The 18,861-nt window shown below is 60.8% G+C and carries 17 protein-coding genes; 8 read left to right on the top strand and 9 right to left on the bottom strand.

Going from position 1 to position 18,861, the window contains the following annotated elements; genetic code table 11:
- Positions 1-244: 244 nt before the first annotated feature.
- The 3 genes from EDD77_RS00405 (at position 245) to EDD77_RS00415 (ending at position 3,525) form a co-directional block, all read left to right on the top strand.
- Positions 245-1,618 (top strand): APC family permease, encoded by a 1,374-nt coding sequence (locus EDD77_RS00405; protein WP_058964099.1) that lies wholly within the window; start codon positions 245-247, stop codon positions 1,616-1,618.
- 65 nt (positions 1,619-1,683) lie between these two features.
- The gene (locus EDD77_RS00410; RefSeq protein ID WP_058964100.1) at positions 1,684-2,895 is read left to right on the top strand and encodes a MalY/PatB family protein; all 1,212 of its coding nucleotides are present in this window, start codon (positions 1,684-1,686) and stop codon (positions 2,893-2,895) included.
- Between the two features lie 18 nt (positions 2,896-2,913).
- The gene (locus tag EDD77_RS00415; RefSeq protein ID WP_058964101.1) at positions 2,914-3,525 is read left to right on the top strand and encodes a redoxin domain-containing protein; all 612 of its coding nucleotides are present in this window, start codon (positions 2,914-2,916) and stop codon (positions 3,523-3,525) included.
- A gap of 11 nt (positions 3,526-3,536) precedes the next feature.
- Here the strand turns inward: EDD77_RS00415 and brnQ are convergent, their stop codons facing one another.
- A complete protein-coding gene (brnQ, locus tag EDD77_RS00420) occupies positions 3,537-4,853 on the bottom strand; it encodes a branched-chain amino acid transport system II carrier protein (RefSeq protein WP_058964102.1) in 1,317 nt (438 codons plus the stop codon).
- Between the two features lie 339 nt (positions 4,854-5,192).
- Here brnQ and EDD77_RS17935 point away from each other — a divergent pair, with 339 nt between their 5' ends.
- Both EDD77_RS17935 and tenpIN read left to right on the top strand, forming a co-directional pair.
- A complete protein-coding gene (locus EDD77_RS17935) occupies positions 5,193-5,333 on the top strand; it encodes a hypothetical protein (RefSeq protein WP_156417374.1) in 141 nt (46 codons plus the stop codon).
- A 270-nt stretch (positions 5,334-5,603) separates the two neighbouring features.
- Positions 5,604-6,080, top strand: coding sequence for a type III toxin-antitoxin system TenpIN family toxin (gene tenpIN, locus EDD77_RS00425; protein ID WP_058964103.1), 477 nt, complete (start codon positions 5,604-5,606; stop codon positions 6,078-6,080).
- Positions 6,081-6,209: 129 nt separating this feature from the next.
- On the opposite strand, the gene EDD77_RS00430 is transcribed toward tenpIN, so the two are convergent.
- The 4 genes from EDD77_RS00430 to acpP all read right to left on the bottom strand — a co-directional run bounded on the left by EDD77_RS00430 (position 6,210) and on the right by acpP (position 10,465).
- Positions 6,210-7,304, bottom strand: a complete 1,095-nt coding sequence (locus EDD77_RS00430; RefSeq protein ID WP_058964104.1) for a hypothetical protein — start codon at positions 7,302-7,304, stop codon at positions 6,210-6,212.
- Positions 7,305-7,382: 78 nt separating this feature from the next.
- Complete coding sequence (locus EDD77_RS00435) at positions 7,383-8,459, bottom strand: hypothetical protein (protein WP_058964105.1); 1,077 nt, start codon at positions 8,457-8,459, stop codon at positions 7,383-7,385.
- 228 nt (positions 8,460-8,687) lie between these two features.
- Complete coding sequence (gene proS / locus EDD77_RS00440) at positions 8,688-10,127, bottom strand: proline--tRNA ligase (protein ID WP_058964106.1); 1,440 nt, start codon at positions 10,125-10,127, stop codon at positions 8,688-8,690.
- Between the two features lie 107 nt (positions 10,128-10,234).
- Positions 10,235-10,465 carry an acyl carrier protein gene (acpP, locus tag EDD77_RS00445; protein ID WP_058964107.1) on the bottom strand — a complete coding sequence of 77 codons (231 nt, stop codon included), beginning with the start codon at positions 10,463-10,465 and terminating at the stop codon, positions 10,235-10,237.
- 249 nt (positions 10,466-10,714) lie between these two features.
- Between acpP and dapF the strand changes: the two genes are divergently transcribed.
- The 3 genes from dapF (at position 10,715) to EDD77_RS00460 (ending at position 13,039) form a co-directional block, all read left to right on the top strand.
- Positions 10,715-11,545 carry a diaminopimelate epimerase gene (gene dapF / locus EDD77_RS00450; RefSeq protein ID WP_058964108.1) on the top strand — a complete coding sequence of 277 codons (831 nt, stop codon included), beginning with the start codon at positions 10,715-10,717 and terminating at the stop codon, positions 11,543-11,545.
- A 186-nt stretch (positions 11,546-11,731) separates the two neighbouring features.
- On the top strand, positions 11,732-12,136 hold the full coding sequence (locus EDD77_RS00455; RefSeq protein WP_087183033.1) for a pyridoxamine 5'-phosphate oxidase family protein: 405 nt from the start codon (positions 11,732-11,734) through the stop codon (positions 12,134-12,136).
- Positions 12,137-12,472: 336 nt separating this feature from the next.
- On the top strand, positions 12,473-13,039 hold the full coding sequence (locus EDD77_RS00460; RefSeq protein WP_058964110.1) for a 6-pyruvoyl trahydropterin synthase family protein: 567 nt from the start codon (positions 12,473-12,475) through the stop codon (positions 13,037-13,039).
- A 100-nt stretch (positions 13,040-13,139) separates the two neighbouring features.
- Here the strand turns inward: EDD77_RS00460 and EDD77_RS18635 are convergent, their stop codons facing one another.
- From EDD77_RS18635 to EDD77_RS00480, 4 genes are all read right to left on the bottom strand, one after another.
- Positions 13,140-14,492, bottom strand: a complete 1,353-nt coding sequence (locus tag EDD77_RS18635) for a murein hydrolase activator EnvC family protein (RefSeq protein ID WP_058964111.1) — start codon at positions 14,490-14,492, stop codon at positions 13,140-13,142.
- A gap of 359 nt (positions 14,493-14,851) precedes the next feature.
- On the bottom strand, positions 14,852-16,372 hold the full coding sequence (gpmI, locus tag EDD77_RS00470) for a 2,3-bisphosphoglycerate-independent phosphoglycerate mutase (protein WP_058964112.1): 1,521 nt from the start codon (positions 16,370-16,372) through the stop codon (positions 14,852-14,854).
- 310 nt (positions 16,373-16,682) lie between these two features.
- Positions 16,683-17,450, bottom strand: a complete 768-nt coding sequence (gene tpiA, locus EDD77_RS00475) for a triose-phosphate isomerase (protein WP_058964113.1) — start codon at positions 17,448-17,450, stop codon at positions 16,683-16,685.
- 133 nt (positions 17,451-17,583) lie between these two features.
- Positions 17,584-18,792 (bottom strand): phosphoglycerate kinase, encoded by a 1,209-nt coding sequence (locus EDD77_RS00480; RefSeq protein ID WP_058964114.1) that lies wholly within the window; start codon positions 18,790-18,792, stop codon positions 17,584-17,586.
- Positions 18,793-18,861 lie beyond the last annotated feature (69 nt).

Below are 18,861 nucleotides of genomic sequence, written 5' to 3' on the forward strand. Positions count from 1 at the left end.
CCTTTTTGTTTTATTCGCAGAATTGGGCATAATTGCGCGAAAAATCCACAAAACCTCTTGACGAACTGTGTGAAATGAACTATCCTGAAGCAACTGAATGATTAAGTTGCTTAAGAATGAAGCGGCTTAATGAAAGTTGCGCAAATTTGCCAGATTTAAAAACAAGCGAAGCGCCGCCCGGAGTGATCGATCGCTGGTGGACGCGGATCAGAAGGGGAAAAGAATTCAGGAAGGGAGAACATGTATGCAAAAGGAAACCAAAAAACTGGGAATGTTTGACATTTACAGCCTGGACGTGGGCGGTGCCATCGGTTCCGGCATTTTCGTGATGATGGGCCTGGGCATCGGATTCACCGGCCACTCCATCTTTCTGGCAGTGCTGATCGGCTGTTTTTACATGCTGCTGGCCTACCTGTATCAGCCGCTGATGAGCTCCATGTTTGTGCTGCCCGGCGGCGACTACGACATGAAGGCCATGCTGTTCGGCCCCATGCTCACCGGTGTGAGCGGTATTTTTACCTATGTGAACGGAATTGGTATGGCAATGTACGGCATGGCCATTGTGGATTATGCTTCCATGGTATTTCCGGCCATCCTGCCTTATAAAACGCTCATTGCCGTGGCCATCATCACCCTGTTCTTTGCGGCCACCATCCGGGGCTCCAAGTTCCTTGCCACGATTACCAGCATCATGACCATCGTGCTGCTGGTCGCCATCGGGCTGTTCGTGGTGTTCGGTCTGCCACAGGTAAAGCCCGGCTTCTTCGACGGCGACACCTTCTTTTTGAACGGCGGCGTCGGCTTTATCCAGGCCATCTCCATCATGAGCTTTGCCTGCCAGGGCACCACCATGGCACCGGTTTCCATGATGGAAGTTACCAAGAAACCCCGCCGCACCATTCCCGTTGCCATCATCTTCATCACCCTGACCGTTGGTATCGTGTATGCCCTGATGGGCGTGGTTGCCGCCGGCGTGCTGCTGGTGGAAGATGTGGCCGGCCAGAGCCTGGCGCTGGTTGCGCAGGAAATCTTCCCCAACTGGCTGTATGTGATCTTTATTCTGGGCGGCGCGGTGTTCGCCATCGCCACTTCGCTTGCCAGTGGCATCGCCATGCTGCGCTACCCCTGCATCCAGGTTGCTGAGGATGGCTGGATGCCCGCCTTCTTCAAAAAGACCACCAAGGGCTGCTATCCTTATGTGGTGCAGGGCTTCTTCTACCTGATCTCCATCCTGCCCATCATTCTGGGCTTCTCGCTGGATGCTATTGTATCGCTGGTGATGATCCCTGCCATGCTGATGAACGCCTACCTGAACTGCTCGCTGATCGGTCTGGTGAAAAAATACCCCGAGCAGTGGAAGAGCAGTGTATACCACATGCCCACACCGGTGTTCAATGTGATCTGTGTGCTGGGCAGCGTGTGCGCGCTGGTGGTTGCCTACAACCTCTTTGTGGATCTGTCTGTACGGGATATGATCGTCTGCCTGGGCATCATTGCTCTGTGCGTGGTGGTTGCCGCCGTTCGCTTGAAGACCGGCGCGGTCAGCCGCGAAACTCTGCTGAACAAGCAGCAGGAGATCGCCCGCAAGGCCGTTGAAGCCACTGCGGCCGAGGAGTAAAATAAAATCAGGCAAAACATATCATGTTTTATTGAATTTTATCATAAAGAAAGGTCGAATCAATCATGAAATACGATTTCACTTCCATCATGGACCGGCATGGCAAGGACGCTATCGCAGTGGACGGCCTGGGCAGCCGACCGGGCTTTGCTCCCGGTGCACCGAAGGAAGGCTTCGATGCCATTCCCATGTGGGTGGCGGATATGAACTTCCCCACCGTACCCACCATTCCCGAAGCCATCATCGAGCGCGCCAAGCACCCGGCCTATGGCTACTTTGATGCCACCGACGATTATTTCAACGAGATCATCGCCTGGCATGAAAAGCGCAACGGCGTGACCGGCCTGACCCGCGAGTGCATCGGCTACGAAAACGGCGTTCTGGGCGGCGTGATCAGCGCGCTGAACGTGGTGTGCTCCAAGGGCGACAAGGTGCTGCTGCAGTCGCCCACCTACATCGGCTTCACCATGAGCCTGACCAACAACGGCTACGACATGGTGCTCAGCCCCATGAAGAAGGACGAAAACGGCGTGTGGCGCATGGATTATGAGGACATGGAGGAGAAGCTCCGCACCCAGAACATTCACGCCACCGTGTTCTGTTCTCCCCACAACCCCTGCGGCCGCGTATGGGAGCGCTGGGAGCTGGAAAAGGCCATGGCCCTGTTTGAGAAATACGACGTGAAGGTCATCTCTGACGAGATCTGGAGCGACATCATCCTGGCCGGCAACAAGCACATTCCCACCCAGATGGTGAACGAGTGGGCCCGCCAGAACACCGTTGCGGTGTACGCCCCCAGCAAGACCTTCAATCTGGCCGGTCTGGTGGGCAGCTACCACATCATCTACAACAAGTGGCTGCGGGACCGTGTGCTGAAGGAATCCAGCCTGCCCCACTACAACGACATGAACGTGCTGAGCATGCACGCCCTGATCGGCGCTTACAAGCCCGAGGGCTACGAGTGGACCGACGAGCTGTGCCAGACCCTGACCGGCAACGTGGACTACGCCTGCAACTACATCAGGGAGCACTTCAAGGGCGTGGAGGTCTCCAAGCCGCAGGGCACCTACATGCTGTTTGTGGACTGCACCCAGTGGTGCGCCGAGCACGGCAAGACCATCGAGGAGCTGGAGCAGGCCTGCTGGGATGTGGGCGTGGCCGTGCAGGACGGCAAGATGTTCCACGGCCCCTGCCACCTGCGCATGAACCTGGCGCTTCCCCTGAGCCGGGTGCAGGAGGCCTTCGACCGGCTGGACAAGTACGTGTTCAACGCCTGAGCAAAAGCGAGGCGACCCATGGCAAAACTGCAGACCGGCGAAAAAATGCCGGATTTTACCTATGACACCCCGTTCGCGGCGGGCGTCGCCCTCAGCGACACCGCCCGGCGGGTGACCGGCCGTACCGCGCTGGTGTTCCTGCGCTACTACGGCTGCACCCTGTGCCAGTACGACATTCACCGCTATGCGAAGGAATACGGGCAGATTGCGGCCACCGGCGGTCAGATGCTGGTGGTGCTGCAGTCCGACCCGAAAAAGCTGGCGGGCCAGCTGAAGCCGGGCGATCTGCCCTTCGACATTGTGTGTGACCCCGAGGCCCGGATGTACCGGCAGCTGGACATCCGGCCCGCGGCCAGTCAGGCCGGGCTGGCGGATGCGGGCACGATGCTGAAAATCGCCAAAGCAAAGGCCGGCGGTGTTCGTGATGGAGCAGGATCTGACCCTGACCCATGTGCACTACGGCAAGAGCGCGGGCGACGTGCCCGACACAAAGGCGCTGGCCGCACTGCTGCGGTAAGCAAAACGGTAATATTCTCCTATTCTCTTCTCAACAACACAAGGCCCCCGCGGGGCGGCAGTACAGCCGCTGCCCTGCGGGGGCCTTGTGCATGCTGGGGAGAAAATGCATAAAGAGGAGAAAATCAGAGTTTGCGGCGGCGGCCCAGACCCAGGCAGCTGGCCAGCGCGCCCAGAATGCCGCCCAATGCGGCGGGCAGCAGCCAGGAAAGGCCCTCGGCATACAGGGGCAGGCCCGCGAAGAAGGCTGCCACCGGGCCGCCCAGCAGCTTTGCCTGCACCAGCGCGCAGGGCACGCTTACCAGAATGGTGAAGGCCACCGCCACCGGATAGCACAAAGGTGCCTTGCCGGTGATGCGGTGGGCAAGACCCAGCGCGATGAGCACGATGGCCACCGGGTAGATGGCGCTCAGGATGGGCACCGAGATGGCCAGAATGGTGTCCAGCCCGGCGATGGAAACAAAGAAGCTGATCACCGCGAAGATGACCACCCAGGCCCGGTAGGGGATTTTGGGCCACTGCAGGCTGAAGTATTCGCTGCAGCAGCTGAACAGGCCGATGCAGGTGTTCAGGCAGGCGATCACGAAGATCAGGCCGAGCAGGGCGGTGCCCGCCGGACCGTACATCCAGCTCATCAGGTTGGTGAGCACGCCCGCGCCGTTGGAATAGTTCTCAAAGCTGCCGCCGCTCACCGCGCCGATGTGGGCCAGCGCCGAATACACCACCAGCAACACCGCGCCGGCGATCCACCCCGCCCGGATGGTATACCGCACCACGGATTTTTCGTCGGTGACGCCCCGGTTCTGGATGTTCAGGGCGATGATGATGCCGAAGTTCAAAGCGGCGATGGTGTCCATGGTCTGGTAGCCGTCCACAAAGCCCTGGGCCACCACGTTGCCGGTGTAGTTGCCGCCGGGCACACCGTAGCCGCCGGGGGCGTTCACAAAGCAGCCCACCACCATCACGAAGATCAGCGCCAGCAGGATGGGCCCCAGCGCCTTGCCCAGCCGGTCGGTGAGCTTTTCCGGCTTGAAGGCCACCAGCATGGCCACCGCGAAGAATACGAAGGAATAAAGGCACAGCACCCAGAGGGGAGCGTTTGGCCAGAAGGGCGAAACCGCCATCTCGAAGGAGGTGCTGGCGGTGCGGGGGATGGCAAGCCCCGGCCCGATGGACACATAGATCAGCAGAGTGAACAGCCAGGCAAACTTTTTGCCCACCCGGCCTGCCAGCACCGGCAGCCCGCCGGACTGGGCCACCGCAACCACACCCAGAACGGGCAGGCCGATGGCGCTGATGGCAAAGCCCACCATGGCCGGCCAGGTGTCGGTGCCCGCCTGCGCGCCCAGAAAGGGCGGGAAGATCAGGTTGCCGGCGCCGAAAAACATGGAAAACAGGGTCAGGCCCACAAAGAAGCTGTCCCGTTTGGATAAGTGCTGCATGCTGCTCCCTCCTTATGGTCAGATCAAAAAATCGCTGTTTCAAAAAGTAAGTTGTTCCAGTGTAGCACAAAAGAAAACACTTGTCTACGCGAAAGCTGCAAAAAAGGCCCGCGTTGCCGGGGGAAAACAGCCGGATGCGGGCGCGTTTTGCCAAAAAAATAAGATTGAACCCAACATATCAAAGAAAAACCTACCCTGTCAATAGGCAAATTGGCCGAAAAACAGGCAAAAACTTTGGCAGGAAAAAGGGTGGAGCTGGAGCTGTTGAATTGACGGGGAAAGGACGGCGGCATACAATAAAAGCAAACGACATCACAAGGCAAAGGGGATAGAGTGACGATGGAACAGGAGCGTTTTGAAAGCCGGGAAAGACTGCTGAAGCAGCTTTTGGCGGCAGAGGAAGAGCGGGCCATGGGCCGGATGGGCTGCACCCTGGAGGAGATGGAACGTTTTCTGGATGAGATTCTGGATCAGGCATAACAGCGACGGACAAAGACAGGAAATGGCAGAAAGAATTGCTTGCGGTTTTTTGGTATATGCTATATAATAAAGATGGAGGAAGGGCGTTGCCCTCTTCCCTTCGCTGGAAGATGACGAGTGACGGTTCTGACTCGTCGGTAAAATAAAATTGACCGGGTGAAGAAGATGTGTGACGGTTCTGACACATCGGTAAAATAAAATTGACCGAGCGAAGAATTTCAAAATCAGGGCTGGCTTTTTAAGTCAGCCCTGATTTTTTGAGGAGACATTATGGAGTATCTGGAATCGCTTTATTTGCTGTCGCAGGATTTTATGCAGGATTATCCTGCTTCCGTTTACCCGGAGCTGATGCACAAGCAGGGAAGGCCGTATTCCTGCCTGCTGATTGAGACCCATGAAGGGTATTTTATCTGTGTACCGTTCCGCTCCTCCATCGGGCATAAAAATGCGTTTCTGTTCACCGGAACGGCCCGGTCAAAGGCATTCCGGTCCGGGCTGGACTATTCCAAAATCGTGATCGTGAAGGAATCCAGATATCTGGATAGCAATCGGCCTGCAGTTGTGGATCAGGATGAATACAACGAGATGCGTGCGAATCTGCCCAAGATTGTGGAGCAGGTGAACCGTTATGTATGTACATATATGAATCATGTTACGGGCAAAAAAACTCTGCACCAGCGGGAATACACCCGAAAATATGGATTTTCTACGCTGCCCTATTTTCATGATATACTGGGAATTCCGTAATCCTTCGGGCAACACCGCATGATTCCGGGTGGTGGAGCGCACCGGAAAAATCTTTGTGATAGAAAGCTGAAAAAGCCAAGCCCCCGGCCTGCCTTGTGCAGGGCCGGGGGCTGTTTTGCTGTCGGGCGGTCAGATGCGCCGGGCGCTTTGCAGATATGTGCGGCTCACCGGGCCGGTGGTGTCCGGCACAAGGCCGAAGGTGTATTCCATGGCGACGGTTCCGCTTTCCAGCGGCAGGGTCAGGGTGGCGGTGACCAGGTCGCCGGTGCGCTCATACACAATGGCGTCCGGGTTCGCGTCCAGCGCGGCGCGGATGGCTTCCCCGTCCGGGTTTTGGGCGGGGAACACCTCCTCCGGACCCTGCAGGGCCACCGGCATGCAGGGTCCGCCGCCCCGCCAGTCGCTGGCCCAGGAGGCGTTTTCCTCAGCGAAATCCGCCTGAAAGATGATGCCGGAGGGCGTGTCGGTGCGACCCTCGTCGGTCAGGCCGAACCAGCTCTCGGACCGGGCGTACAGATACCAGGCGCACTCGGCGGCGCTCAGCTCCTTTAAGGGGTCGTCAAGATCCCGGAAGATGCCGGCAAGGGCCAGCGCCCGTGTCTGGTTTTGCAGCATGAGCCACTGCTGCATGGTCAGCTCCAGCTCCTGCTGCATGGGGTCGGTGCCGGGGGTGGGCGGCTCGCCGCCCATATAATAGCTCCAGCCGTCCGCGATGGTCCAGCCGGTCTCCTCCTTCAGGGCAAGATACACACGGTTTGCCACCCCGTCGGAGTACTGGGGAGCGCAGAGAATGGCCTCGGGGGTGTATTCGGTGCTGGTGCGCACCATCAGCAGGCAGCCGCCCGGGTCAGCGATGCAGCCCAGGCAGCTTCTGCCGTCCAGCCAGGGGGTGTTGTCGGTCAGCGGAATCTGGAGGCTCGCCCACTCCTCCGGCGGAATCACCCGCACGCTGTCCAGCCGGGCGGTCAGGTACCGGCCCGGCCGGTCCCAGTCGGCACGGAACCGGGTCTCCAGCACATCGGTGATGGCGGCCAGGTCCTCCCCGGTGGGCTGGATGGGCTCGGGCAGCGGGTCCGGCAGCGTGACGGTGAGGGCGCTTTCGGCGGCAGAGCTGGCCGGAGTCCGGGAAGACGCGGGCGCGGCGGGGGCACAGCCGGTGAAAAGGGGGAACAGCAGCCCGGCACAAAGGGCCAGAGCGGCAGGGCGGAAGGCGCTGCGGGTCATGGAAACTCCCTCCTTTTGGGGAATCATGCAGACGGTTCGGCTTGCCGGAGCAACACGCGGCGGGCTTGCGGGAACAACTTACGCCCGGCGGGCGCTTTGCAGCCAGGTGCGGCTGAAGGGGGCGGGGTCGTCCGGCACAAGGCCGAAGGTGTATTCCATGGTGACGGTTCCGCTTTCCAGCGGCAGGGTCAGGGTGGCGGTGACCACGTCGCCGGTGCGGGAATAGGCAATGGCATCCGGATTCGCCGCCAGCAGCGCGTTGATCTCCTCACAGGCCGCACAGGGGGCGGGCAGCGGCTCCTCTGTGTTTTCCAGTGCGGCGGGCAGCGGGTCTTCGCCGCTGATCCGGTCGGTGAAGTCCGCCCGGAAAATGGTGCCTGCGGGGGCTTCGGTGGAGCCGTCCTCCGCCAGGCCGAACCAGCTCTCGGATCGGGCATACAGGTAATTGGCCCATTCCTCGGCGGTCAGTTCGGTTAAGGGATCGTCAAGATCCCGGAAGATGCCGGAAAGGGCCAGCGCCCGGGTTTGATGCTGCAGCATCACCCACTGGTTCCGGGTCAGGCCCAGCTCCTCCTGGGCCGGGTCGGGGCTGGGCTCGGGGGGCTCGCTGCCCTGATAATAGCGCCAATCGTCTGCGATGGTCCAGCCCTCTTCACTGTTCACCGCCAGATACACATGGGTCATCACTCCGTCGGAATACTGGGGCCCGGCGATGATGGTCTCCGGGGCGTATTCGGTGGTGGTCTGGGCCATCAGCAGGCAGCCGCCCGGGTCGGCAATGCAGTCCATCCAGCTTTTGCCCTCCAGCTGGGTGTTGCCGCTGGTGAGGGGCAGCTGCAGATCCTCCCATTCCTTTGGCGGAATCACCCGCACGCTGTCCAGCCGGGCGGAGAGATAGTAGCCCGGCCGCTCCCAGTCGCCCCGGAACTGCTCCTCGATGGCGTCGGTCAGGGCGGCCAGCTCCTCCTCGGTGGGCTGCAGGGGCTCCGGCAGCGGATCCGGCAGGGGGATGGTGGTGGGCGCGGGCGCATCGCTTTCGGCGGCAGCAGAGCTGGCCGGGGCCGACGGAGCCGGGGGCGCGGCGGGGGTGCAGCCGGTGAAAAGCAGCCCGGCGCAGAGCGCCAGCGCGGCAAAACGGAACAAGCTGCGGGTCATACGGATTCCCTCCTTTGTGTGGAGAATGGAAAAGAATTTTAAAAAATATTCCTGTTACCCTGAAAACGAACCGAAGGCCCCGCTCATTGCACAAACGGGGCAAAACCCGGGCCGGGGAGAAGGAGAAAAATGCCTGCGTTTTTTGTGCAGAACAGAAAACCCGCCCATTCGGAAGTATCCGAGGGGGCGGGCTTGTTGTTGCAGAATATGGGCTGCGAAGGGTGCGGCTTAGTAAGCCTTGCCCCAGTAGACCATCAGGTTGGCGGGCTTGCCGCAGCAGGGGCAAACGTCGCTGATGTGCTCCTGCTCGAAGGGCATGCAGCGGCTGGACAGGCCAACCTCTTCCTTCATCTTCTCCTCGCAGGCCAGATCGCCGCACCACATGGTCTTGATGTAGCCGTTGTTCTTCTCGGCCAGCTCCTTGACCTCGTCCATGGTGGTGGCGCTCCAGGTGCGGTTCTCGCGGTTTTCCAGAGCACGGTTGTAGATGTTCCGAGCCAGCTCATTCAGCAGGCGGGGGATCTCGGTCTCCAGATCGTCCAGGCTCACGAAGTACTTCTCGCGGGTATCGCGGCGCACCAGCACGCACTGGTTCTTCTCGATGTCCTTGGGGCCGATCTCCAGGCGCAGGGGCACGCCTTTCATCTCCCACTGGCTGAACTTCCAGCCGGGGGAGTTATCGCTGTTGTCCAGCTTGACGCGGGCAAACCTGGAAACGCGGGCAGCCAGCTCCTCGGCCTTCTCGGTCACGCCGGGCTTGTGGGCGGCAACGGGCACGATGACCACCTGGAAGGGGGCGATGGCGGGAGGCAGGATCAGGCCCTCGTCGTCGCCGTGGGTCATGATGATGGCGCCGATCAGGCGGGTGGACACGCCCCAGCTGGTCTGGTGGGGGTACTGCAGGGTGTTGTCGCGGCCGGTGAACTGCACGTTGAAGGCGCGGGAGAAGCCGTCGCCAAAGTAGTGGCTGGTGCCGCTCTGCAGGGCCTTGCCGTCGTGCATCATGGCCTCGATGGTATAGGTGGCTTCCGCACCGGCAAACTTTTCCTTATCGGTCTTTTTGCCCTTCACCACGGGGATCATCAGGTAGTTCTCGCAGAAGTCGGCGTAGGTGTTCAGCTGCTGCTCGGTCTCCTGCCTGGCCTCCTCGGCGGTCTCGTGGATGGTGTGGCCCTCCTGCCACCAGAACTCGCGGCTGCGCAGGAAGGGACGGGTGGTCTTTTCCCAGCGCACCACGCTGCACCACTGGTTATACTTCATGGGCAGATCACGCCAGGAATGCAGCACATGGGCGAAGTGGTCGCAGAACAGAGTCTCGCTGGTGGGGCGCACGCACATGCGCTCTTCCAGCTTCTCGGCGCCGCCGTAGGTGACCCAGGCCACCTCGGGGGCAAAGCCCTCCACGTGATCCTTTTCCTTCTGCAGAAGGCTTTCGGGGATGAAGATGGGCATGGCCACGTTCTCGTGACCGGTGGCCTTGAACATGCCGTCCAGAATGTGGGTGATGTTCTCCCAGATGGCGTAGCCGTAGGGGCGCAGGATCATGCAGCCCTTCACGGTGGAGTAGTCCACCAGCTCGGCCTTCAGGCATACGTCGGTGTACCACTGGGTAAAGTCCTCGTTGATGGGGGTAATGGCCTCCACCAGTTTCTTCTTCTGCTCGCTCATTTGCTTTTTCCTTCCTTATTCGTCGCCCCGGAGTCCCCGGGCAAAAATAAGCCCCCCAGGCGGGCCGGCCGGCCTGCCGGGGAGGCAGCATGATGTGATTGGGGGGATCAGGTGTTGTCTTCCACGTAGCGAACCACATCGCCCACGGTGTGTAGATTCTCGATCTCCTCGTCGGGGATCTCCACGCCGAACTCATCCTCCAGGCTCATGACCATATCGACCACGTCCAGGCTGTCGGCCTCGAAGTCCTCCAGGATGTTGCTGTCCATGGTGATCTTTTCCTCGTCGATGTCCAGCTGCTCCGCCAGAAGCTCACGGATGCGCTCGAAAGTATCCATATTCCAAAACTCTCCTTATTTATGCCCGGTGCCGGGCTTGTTCGGGGCGAAGCGCAAAAGTTGCGTTCCACCGTAGATCACTATACATTTTATAGCGTATCTGGGGGGCCTTGTCAAGGGTTAAATCCGGAAAAACGGGCAAAAAAAGCCCACGAAGCCGCTTCTTGTGCGCCGGGCCAAATGCGGCTATAATAAAAGCAGAATCAACGGGCCGCACGGCGTGCCCGAACGCAACAGGAGGCGATGGGCATGCGGCTGGAATTCACGAAAATGCATGGCTGCGGCAACGATTATATTTATCTGGACTGCCTTACGGGCATGATCGACAACGCGCCGGAGCTGAGCCGGCTTCTGAGCCCCCGGCGGTTCTCCGTCGGGTCGGACGGGCTGATCTGCATCGCCCCCTCCGACGTGGCCGACGCCACCATGCGCATGTTCAATGCGGACGGCAGCGAGAGCGCCATGTGCGGCAACGGCATCCGCTGCGTGGCCCAGTGGCTGTATGAGCACGGGGTGGCCGGGGACGAGATGACCATCGAGACGCTGGCGGGGGTGAAGCACCTTTCCCGCAAGGGCGAGGGCGTATGGCAGGTGGAAATGGGCCGGGCGGAGTTCGAGCCGGCGCTGGTGCCGGTGAAGGGCCTTGGGCCGAATCCGGTGATCAACCGGGCCATCGCGGTGGAGGGCCAGCCCTGGCAGGTGACCGCCATCTCCATGGGCAACCCCCATTGCGTGACCGTGGTGGACGATGTGCAGGCGCTGGATCTGGAGCGCATTGGCCCCGGGTTTGAAAATCACCCCGCCTTCCCGGAGCATGTGAACACCGAGTTCATTCAGGTGATGGGCAAAAACCATCTGGCCATGCGGGTGTGGGAGCGGGGCAGCGGCGAGACGCTGGCCTGCGGCACCGGTGCCTGCGCGGCGGCGGCCGCGTCGGTGATGCTGCGCCTGTGCGACGCCGGGGCCGACATTGCGCTGGATCTGCCCGGCGGGCGGCTGACCATCCGGGTGGACGAGGACTGGCAGATCCGGATGACCGGCCCGGCCAAAACCGTTTACACCGGCGTGGTGGAGGTGTGAGTGCCTTTCTAAAAGGAACAGGCGAGAACCTGCAAGGCGGCACCGCATCATTCCAGGTGGTGCCCGAGTAAATTTATGCTTGCACCCCGGGGGATGGATGCTATAATAGAAGAAAAGCGGCCTGCACCGCGCGGCAAAGGCCCCGGCAGGGGGCAGCGGACCGGGCACGCTGGGAGAGAGGGATTCATGATGGATGAATTGATGGAGCTTTTAAAGGCAAGACCCACGATGTATCTGGCCACGGTGGAGGGCTACTGCCCCCGTGTGCGCCCTGTGAACCATTACATGATCTACAAGGGCTACTTCTATCTGGCCCTGTGCAAGGACAAGGAAGCCTACAAGCAGCTGCTGGACAACACCAATCTGGAGCTGTGTGTGGCCACGGGCGAGGAGACCTTTCTGCGCATTCAGGGCACCGTGAACTTCGACCGCAGCCCCGAGACCTACGCGGCGGTGTACGAGGCCATGCCCGACCTGAAAGAGGCCTACAAGGCCGACAGCGGCAAGCATCTGGCCCTGATCTATCTGGACCACATCAGCGCGGTGCTCTTCGACCGGCAGGACGAAGGCAAGGTACTGGCCAAGTTCTGATTGTTACATACAAATACGCAGCACAAAGCGCCCGCGGCGGACAAAATCCCCGCGGGCGCTTCTGTATGCCTTCCCGACCGCCGTTGTTTGCAACAAAAACAGCGGCGGATTTTTTATACAAAATGGCTTATTTGCAGGCTTTTGAAAAAATAATAGGAATTATTCTTGACAACGGAGTGAAAATCATATATTCTCTTAACAGGAAATATTCCTGTTAATGCCTTTTCCCCAAGTGCCCGGGCCATTGTATGGCGGGTAATGATATGGCCGCATCCCCCGGCGGCCGGGGAAAGGCTCCCCAAAGCAAGCAATTAAAACAGTTAAGGAGGTTATCCCATGAGAAGTATCACCACATTAGACCTGCAGTACGCCCACCGTTTTTATGGCTTCAAGGGCGAAGCCCAGTACCTGCACGGGCACACCGGCGTGTTGACCATTGAAGTGGAGGACACGGTGGAACCCGGCGTGAACATGGTGTTCCCCTGCAACGAGATCCAGAAAACCGCCTGGGAGGTGCTGAAGAACTTTGACCACGCGCTGATCCTGCGGCAGGATGACCCCCTGCTGCCCGCGGTGCTGAAGGTGTATGAGGAGCAGGGCATCCGCGATGGCGCACCCCAGAACCAGATGAAGGGCCCCGCCTTTCAGACCGAGCTGGCCACCGCCTACCCGGAGTGCCGCCTGGTGGTGACCAAAGAGACCCTGACCGTGGAAGGCATGATCAAGATCGTGTACGACCTGCTGAAGGACAAGCTGAACATTGCCAAGATCACCTTCACCAGCGGCGTGAACGCGGCCAGCGCCGAGTTCGAGACCCACAACAACATCGACCGCTGCCCCCTGTGCGGCATCGCCCTGAACGAGAACGGCGTATGCCCCAAGTGCGGCTACAAAAAGCATTGATTTGAGGCTGCAACGGCCTTTTCCCCCAAGGCCATAAGAAAAGCCCCGCCCCGGAAACTCTTCCGGGGCGGGGCTTTTGCGTTTGAGAAAAAGGGGCCGGTCAGGGGGAGACGTAGTTCAGCGGATCCACCTTCTGGCCGTTTTTGCGCACCTCAAAGTGCAGGTGGTTGCCGGAGGAAAAGCCGGTGCTGCCCACGCCGCCGATGGTCTGGCCCTTTGTCACCGTCTGGCCGGCGCTCACCGCCAGCGTGCCCTCGGCCATGTGGGCGTATACGGTGGAGATGCCGTCCGAGTGGTTGATCAGGGCCCAGTAGCCGTAGCTGGAGTTCCAGCCTGCCAGCAGCACGGTGCCGTCCGCCGCCGCCACAATGGGCGTGCCCTGGGGGGCGGGAATGTCGATGGCATAATGGGCGCTGCCGTAGATCACCTCACCAAAATGGGTGGACAGCTTGGAGTAGCCGGGCAGCGGCCAGGTCATGGAAAGGCCGGTGCTGGGCGCCTGCGTGGGCGCGGGCGACGGGGTGGGAGCCGGCGTGGGTGCGGGTGTGGGTTCCGGGGTGGGCTGGCTTTCGCCGCCCTCGCTGCCGTCGCCGGTTTCTCCGTTCTCGCCGTCCGGGGCCTGGGTGGCTTCCGGTGTGGGCTCGGGCGTGGGTTCCGGGGTCGGTTCGGGGGTCGGCTCCGGCGTGGGCGCCGGGGTGGGGGTGGCCTGCGCTTCCGCCTTGGCCAGCGCGTCTGCGATCTGCTGCTCCAGCTGGGCCTCGGCGGCCTGCAGCTCCTCCTTGCGCATCTCGTATTCCGCCTCGTAGGCAATCTGCTCGGCGGTGCCGGCGCTGATCTGGCTGTCCAGCTTCTGCACCTGGGCCTGATACTCCTTGCGGGTTTCCTCCAGCTGCTGCTGGTTTTCGGCGGCGGTGGCCCGCTTGCCCTCCAGCTCGTCGCTCAGGTCCTGAATGGCCTGCTTCTGGGTTTGCAGCTCGGTGAGCAGGCTGTCGGTGTAGCTGCTCAACTGCTGCAGGTTGGAGGGGAAGGTGAGCAGCTCATACAGGCTGTTTGCCTGCAGCAGCAGCGAGATGCCGCCGGAATCGCCCAGCTTCTGCATGGCCTGCAGCTGGGCCTTGTATTCCTTCATGGTCTCGTCGTAGCTCTGCTGGGTGGCGGCGATCTGCTCGGCGCACTGGGCGATCTGATCCTGAATGCCGGCCTGGGCGTCGCTCAGGCTGTTGATCTGGTTCAGAAGCATCTGGGCCTGCAGCTCGGCCTGGGCCTTGGCGTCCATGTCGTCCTGCACGTCCTCGGCGGCCTGCTGGGCCTGATTCTGGGCCTGATCCACCTTGTTCTGCAGATCCTGGATGTCCTCCTCGGTCACCTCGTCCTGAGCAAAGGCCACCGAGCCTGCCAGCAGCACGGCGGCGGTGAAGGCCGCGCCTGCACGCAGCAGCCAATGCTTCCTCATATCAAATCCCTCCTTGCAAGTGGGTTAATAAGGCACCACCGCACCATTCACGCCCAAGGGCTCAGGCGGCGTATCGCGCCAAAATTTTCCGTGGAATTTTCCAAAAATGCTCGTCAAGCCACAAAGGATTGCCTGCGCTTTTTGGTTCATTCCGCAAAAAATTTTCGGCGTGCTCCACCACCTGGAATGATGCGGTGCTGCCTTCAGAATACAAAAATCAAATTATTCTATCATTTTAATCATACACCGTCAAGGGGGAGTTTGTCCCGTAAAAAAGATTGAAAAAAGTGTGAAAAAGCCCCCGGCATACCAGAGGGCATGCCGGGGGCAGCGGGGCCGGGAGAATGGCCCCGGAAAAATTACTCGATGATGCTCTTACCGGTCATCTCTTCCGGCTGGGGCAGGCCCATCAGCTTGAGCATGGTGGGAGCGATGTCCGCCAGAACGCCGCCCTCGCGCAGCTTCACGTCGCCGGCGCCGGCCACCAGGAAGGGAACCGGGTTGGTGGTGTGAGCGGTGAAGGGAGCGCCATCGGGCTCGCGCATCTGGTCGGCGTTGCCGTGGTCGGCAGTCAGCAGAACCTGACCACCGGCAGCCAGAACCGCGTCGATGACCTTGCCGGCGCAGGTGTCCACAGCCTCAACGGCCTTCACAGCGGCCTCGAAGATGCCGGTGTGACCGACCATGTCGCAGTTGGCGAAGTTCAGGATGATCACGTCGTACTTGCCGCTCTCGATGCGCTTGACGCACTCGTCGGCAACCTCGAAGGCGCTCATCTCGGGCTGCAGGTCGTAGGTGGCAACCTTGGGGCTGGCGATCAGGGCGCGATCCTCGCCCTCGAAGGGAGCCTCCACGCCGCCGTTGAAGAAGAAGGTCACATGGGCGTACTTCTCGGTCTCGGCGATGCGCAGCTGGGTCTTGCCGCACTTGGCCAGGTACTCGCCCATCACGTTGGTCAGGCTCTGGGGCTTGAAGGCAACCTCCACGTTGGGCATGGTGGCGTCGTACTGGGTGAAGCAGACGTAGTTCACGGCAAAGCGGCCGTTCTTGCGCTCGAAGCCGTTGAAGGCGTCGTCCACGAAGGTGCGGGTGATCTCACGGGCACGGTCGGGGCGGAAGTTGAAGAAGATCACGGTGTCGCCCTCGGATACGCGGCCGCCCTCGCAGGTCACGGCGGGTACCACGAACTCGTCGGTCACGCCCTCGGCGTAGCTGTTTGCCATCACCTCAGCGGGGGTGCCCTTCACGCCTTCGCCGTATACGAAGGCAGCGTAGGCCTTCTCCACGCGATCCCAGCGGTTGTCGCGGTCCATGGCGTAGTAACGGCCGGAGATGGAAGCGATCTTGCCCACGCCCAGCTCGTCCAGCTTTGCCTGCAGCTCGTCGATGTAGCCCTTGCCGGAATCGGGGGGAACGTCACGGCCGTCCATGATGGCATGAACGTAAACTTCCTTGGCGCCCATATCCTTGGCCATGTCCAGCAGGCCGAACAGGTGCTGGATGTGGCTGTGCACGCCGCCGGCAGACAGCAGGCCCATCAGGTGGATGGCCTTGCCGTTCTCGATGGCAGCCTTCATGGCGTTCACAATGGCCTCGTTGGAGCGGATGGAACCGTCCTGAATGGCCTTGGTGATGCGGGTCAGCTCCTGGTACACGATGCGGCCGGCGCCGATGTTGGTGTGACCAACCTCGCTGTTGCCCATCTGGCCGTCGGGCAGGCCCACGTCCATGCCGGAAGCACCGATGGTGGTGTAGGGGCAGGTGGCGAACAGCTTGTCCAGATTGGGGGTTTTGGCGGCCACGATGGCGTTGCCCTCGGTCTTGTTGGGCACCCAGCCGAAGCCGTCCAGAATGCAGAGCATCAGGGGTTTCTTAGACATAATGGATTACTCCTTAATGATTGAAAGTGAATAAAAACCGCGCCGCCCGGCCCACCGGGCGAGGCGGCACGCTATGGCGAAAGAATGATTTTGCCGGAAGTTTTTTTTGCAGCCTGCGGCAAAGGAAAAATGCCCGCCGCAAAGGTGTTTTCAGAAAAACTTACTTGCTGGCAGCGCCCTACAGCAGCAAGGCTGCGGGGTGCACGGCTTTGCGCCAGCTACTGCGCGAAGGCGCAAAGGGCCAGCAAAGCCCCGCCGTTGCGGCGCGGGGGTTCGATGCCCCCGTGACGCAAAGACTCTTTCGGGGAGCTTACTTGCTGGCAGCAGCCACGATGGTGGCGAAGGCGTCGGCCTTCAGGGAAGCGCCGCCGATCAGCCCGCCGTCCACGTCGGGCTTGCCCAGCAGCTCTTCGGCGTTGCCGGCGTTCATGCTGCCGCCGTACTGAATGGTGGTAGCCTTGGCAACGGCCTCGCCGTACACTTCGCCCAGAACCTTACGGATGGCAGCGCAGACTTCCTGAGCCTGATCGCTGGTGGCAGTCTTGCCGGTGCCGATGGCCCAAACAGGCTCGTAGGCGATGATGACATTGGCCATCTGCTCGGCGGTTACGCCGTTCAGGGCGATCTTGGTCTGCATGCGGACCAGCTCCTCGGTCACGCCCTGCTCGCGCTGGGTCAGGTTCTCGCCCACGCATACCAGCACCTTCAGGCCGGCGTTCAGAGCAGCCAGAGTGCGCTTGTTCACGGTCTCGTCGGTCTCAGCGAAGTACTGACGGCGCTCGGAGTGGCCGGTGATCACATACTCAACGCCCAGGTCAACCAGCATGTCGGCGCTGATCTCGCCGGTGAACGCGCCGCTCTTCTCGAAGTGCACGTTCTCGGCGCCCACATGGATGTTGGTGCCCTTGGTCTTTTCCACAGCGGTGGCCAGGGTGGTGAAGGGGGTGCAGATCACAACTTCGCAGTCAGCGTCCTTCACAGCGGGGATCAGAGCGTCGATCAGCTCCACAGCCTCGGTGGCGGTCTTGTTCATCTTCCAGTTGCCGGCGATGATCGCCTTGCGGTTTGCTTTATCCATGGTGAAATTCCTCACTTTGTTTCAGATTATGTGGGCAGCGCCGCACAATTCGGGCGGGCGCCTGCTCAATACATCGGAAAAGGCCCCAGCCGCCCGGCCAAAGGGGGGCGACTGAGGCTTTGGGTTTTAGAACTCAGGCGTTCTGGATGCAGGCGATGCCGGGCAGCTCCTTGCCTTCCAGGTACTCCAGAGAAGCACCGCCGCCGGTGGAGATGTGGGTCATCTTGTCGGCGAAGCCCAGCTGCATCACGGCAGCAGCGCTGTCACCGCCGCCGATCACGGTGGTGGCGTCGGACTCGGCCATGGCCTTGGCAACGGCCAGGGTGCCGGCAGCCAGGGTGGGGTTCTCGAACACGCCCATGGGGCCGTTCCATACAACGGTCTTGCTGGCCTTCACGGCGTCAGCAAACAGCTTCTCGGTCTCGGGTCCGATGTCCAGGCCCATCATGCCGGCAGGCATGGCGTCGGCAGCAACCATCTGAACCTCGATGGGAGCGTCGATGGGATCGGGGAAGGAAGCGGCAACAGCGGTGTCCACAGGCAGCAGCAGCTTTACGCCCTTCTCCTCGGCCTTCTTCATCATTTCCTTGCAGTAGTCCAGCTTCTCGTTGTCCACCAGGCTGGTGCCAACCTCGTAGCCCTTGGCAGCCAGGAAGGTGTAGGCCATGCCGCCGCCGATGATCAGGGTGTCCACCTTCTCCAGCAGGTTGCTGATCACGTTCAGCTTGTCGGCAACCTTGGCGCCGCCCAGGATGGCGGTGAAGGGGCGAACAGGATCGTTCACGGCGTTGCCCAGGTAGCGGATCTCCTTCTCCATCAGGTAGCCAACAGCGGTGTCCTTGATGTAGTCGGTCACGCCGGCGGTGGAGCAGTGAGCGCGGTGAGCAGAGCCGAAGGCGTCGTTCACATAGCAGTCAGCCAGGCTGGCCAGCTCTTCGCTGAACTCGGGCAGGTTCTTGGTCTCCTCCTTGCGGAAGCGGGTGTTCTGCAGCAGAACCACGTCGCCGTCCTTCATGGCGGCAACAGCGGCCTTGGCGTTCTCGCCCACAACGGTGTCGTCATTGGCGAACACCACGGGCTGGCCCAGCAGCTCGCTCAGGCGCACAGCCACGGGAGCCAGGCTGAACTTCTCTTCGGGGCCGTTCTTGGGCTTGCCCAGATGGCTGCACAGGATCACCTTGCCGCCATTCTCGATCAGCTTCTTGATGGTGGGCAGGGCGGCAACGATGCGGTTATCGTTGGTGATAACGCCCTCCTTCATGGGAACGTTGAAATCGCAGCGCACCAGAACGCGCTTGCCCTTAACGTCCAGTTCCTCAACGGTTTTTTTACCTAAGCCCATTGTTCTTTCTCCTCTCATTTTTGAAAGTATCCCAAAGGGAACGGCTGCCCGCGCCAACCGGTGCGGATA

This window comes from Allofournierella massiliensis, from assembly GCF_004345265.1.
GTDB lineage: Bacteria > Bacillota > Clostridia > Oscillospirales > Ruminococcaceae > Allofournierella > Allofournierella massiliensis.

Bases quoted from the DNA above. Each gene is read 5' to 3' on its own strand.
- EDD77_RS00405 (WP_058964099.1), top strand. From the start codon at position 245: ATGCAAAAGGAAACCAAAAAACTGGGAATGTTTGACATTTACAGCCTG.
- EDD77_RS00410 (WP_058964100.1), top strand. From the start codon at position 1,684: ATGAAATACGATTTCACTTCCATCATGGACCGGCATGGCAAGGACGCT.
- EDD77_RS00415 (WP_058964101.1), top strand. From the start codon at position 2,914: ATGGCAAAACTGCAGACCGGCGAAAAAATGCCGGATTTTACCTATGAC.
- brnQ (WP_058964102.1), bottom strand. From the start codon at position 4,853: ATGCAGCACTTATCCAAACGGGACAGCTTCTTTGTGGGCCTGACCCTG.
- EDD77_RS17935 (WP_156417374.1), top strand. From the start codon at position 5,193: ATGGAACAGGAGCGTTTTGAAAGCCGGGAAAGACTGCTGAAGCAGCTT.
- tenpIN (WP_058964103.1), top strand. From the start codon at position 5,604: ATGGAGTATCTGGAATCGCTTTATTTGCTGTCGCAGGATTTTATGCAG.
- EDD77_RS00430 (WP_058964104.1), bottom strand. From the start codon at position 7,304: ATGACCCGCAGCGCCTTCCGCCCTGCCGCTCTGGCCCTTTGTGCCGGG.
- EDD77_RS00435 (WP_058964105.1), bottom strand. From the start codon at position 8,459: ATGACCCGCAGCTTGTTCCGTTTTGCCGCGCTGGCGCTCTGCGCCGGG.
- proS (WP_058964106.1), bottom strand. From the start codon at position 10,127: ATGAGCGAGCAGAAGAAGAAACTGGTGGAGGCCATTACCCCCATCAAC.
- acpP (WP_058964107.1), bottom strand. From the start codon at position 10,465: ATGGATACTTTCGAGCGCATCCGTGAGCTTCTGGCGGAGCAGCTGGAC.
- dapF (WP_058964108.1), top strand. From the start codon at position 10,715: ATGCGGCTGGAATTCACGAAAATGCATGGCTGCGGCAACGATTATATT.
- EDD77_RS00455 (WP_087183033.1), top strand. From the start codon at position 11,732: ATGATGGATGAATTGATGGAGCTTTTAAAGGCAAGACCCACGATGTAT.
- EDD77_RS00460 (WP_058964110.1), top strand. From the start codon at position 12,473: ATGAGAAGTATCACCACATTAGACCTGCAGTACGCCCACCGTTTTTAT.
- EDD77_RS18635 (WP_058964111.1), bottom strand. From the start codon at position 14,492: ATGAGGAAGCATTGGCTGCTGCGTGCAGGCGCGGCCTTCACCGCCGCC.
- gpmI (WP_058964112.1), bottom strand. From the start codon at position 16,372: ATGTCTAAGAAACCCCTGATGCTCTGCATTCTGGACGGCTTCGGCTGG.
- tpiA (WP_058964113.1), bottom strand. From the start codon at position 17,450: ATGGATAAAGCAAACCGCAAGGCGATCATCGCCGGCAACTGGAAGATG.
- EDD77_RS00480 (WP_058964114.1), bottom strand. From the start codon at position 18,792: ATGGGCTTAGGTAAAAAAACCGTTGAGGAACTGGACGTTAAGGGCAAG.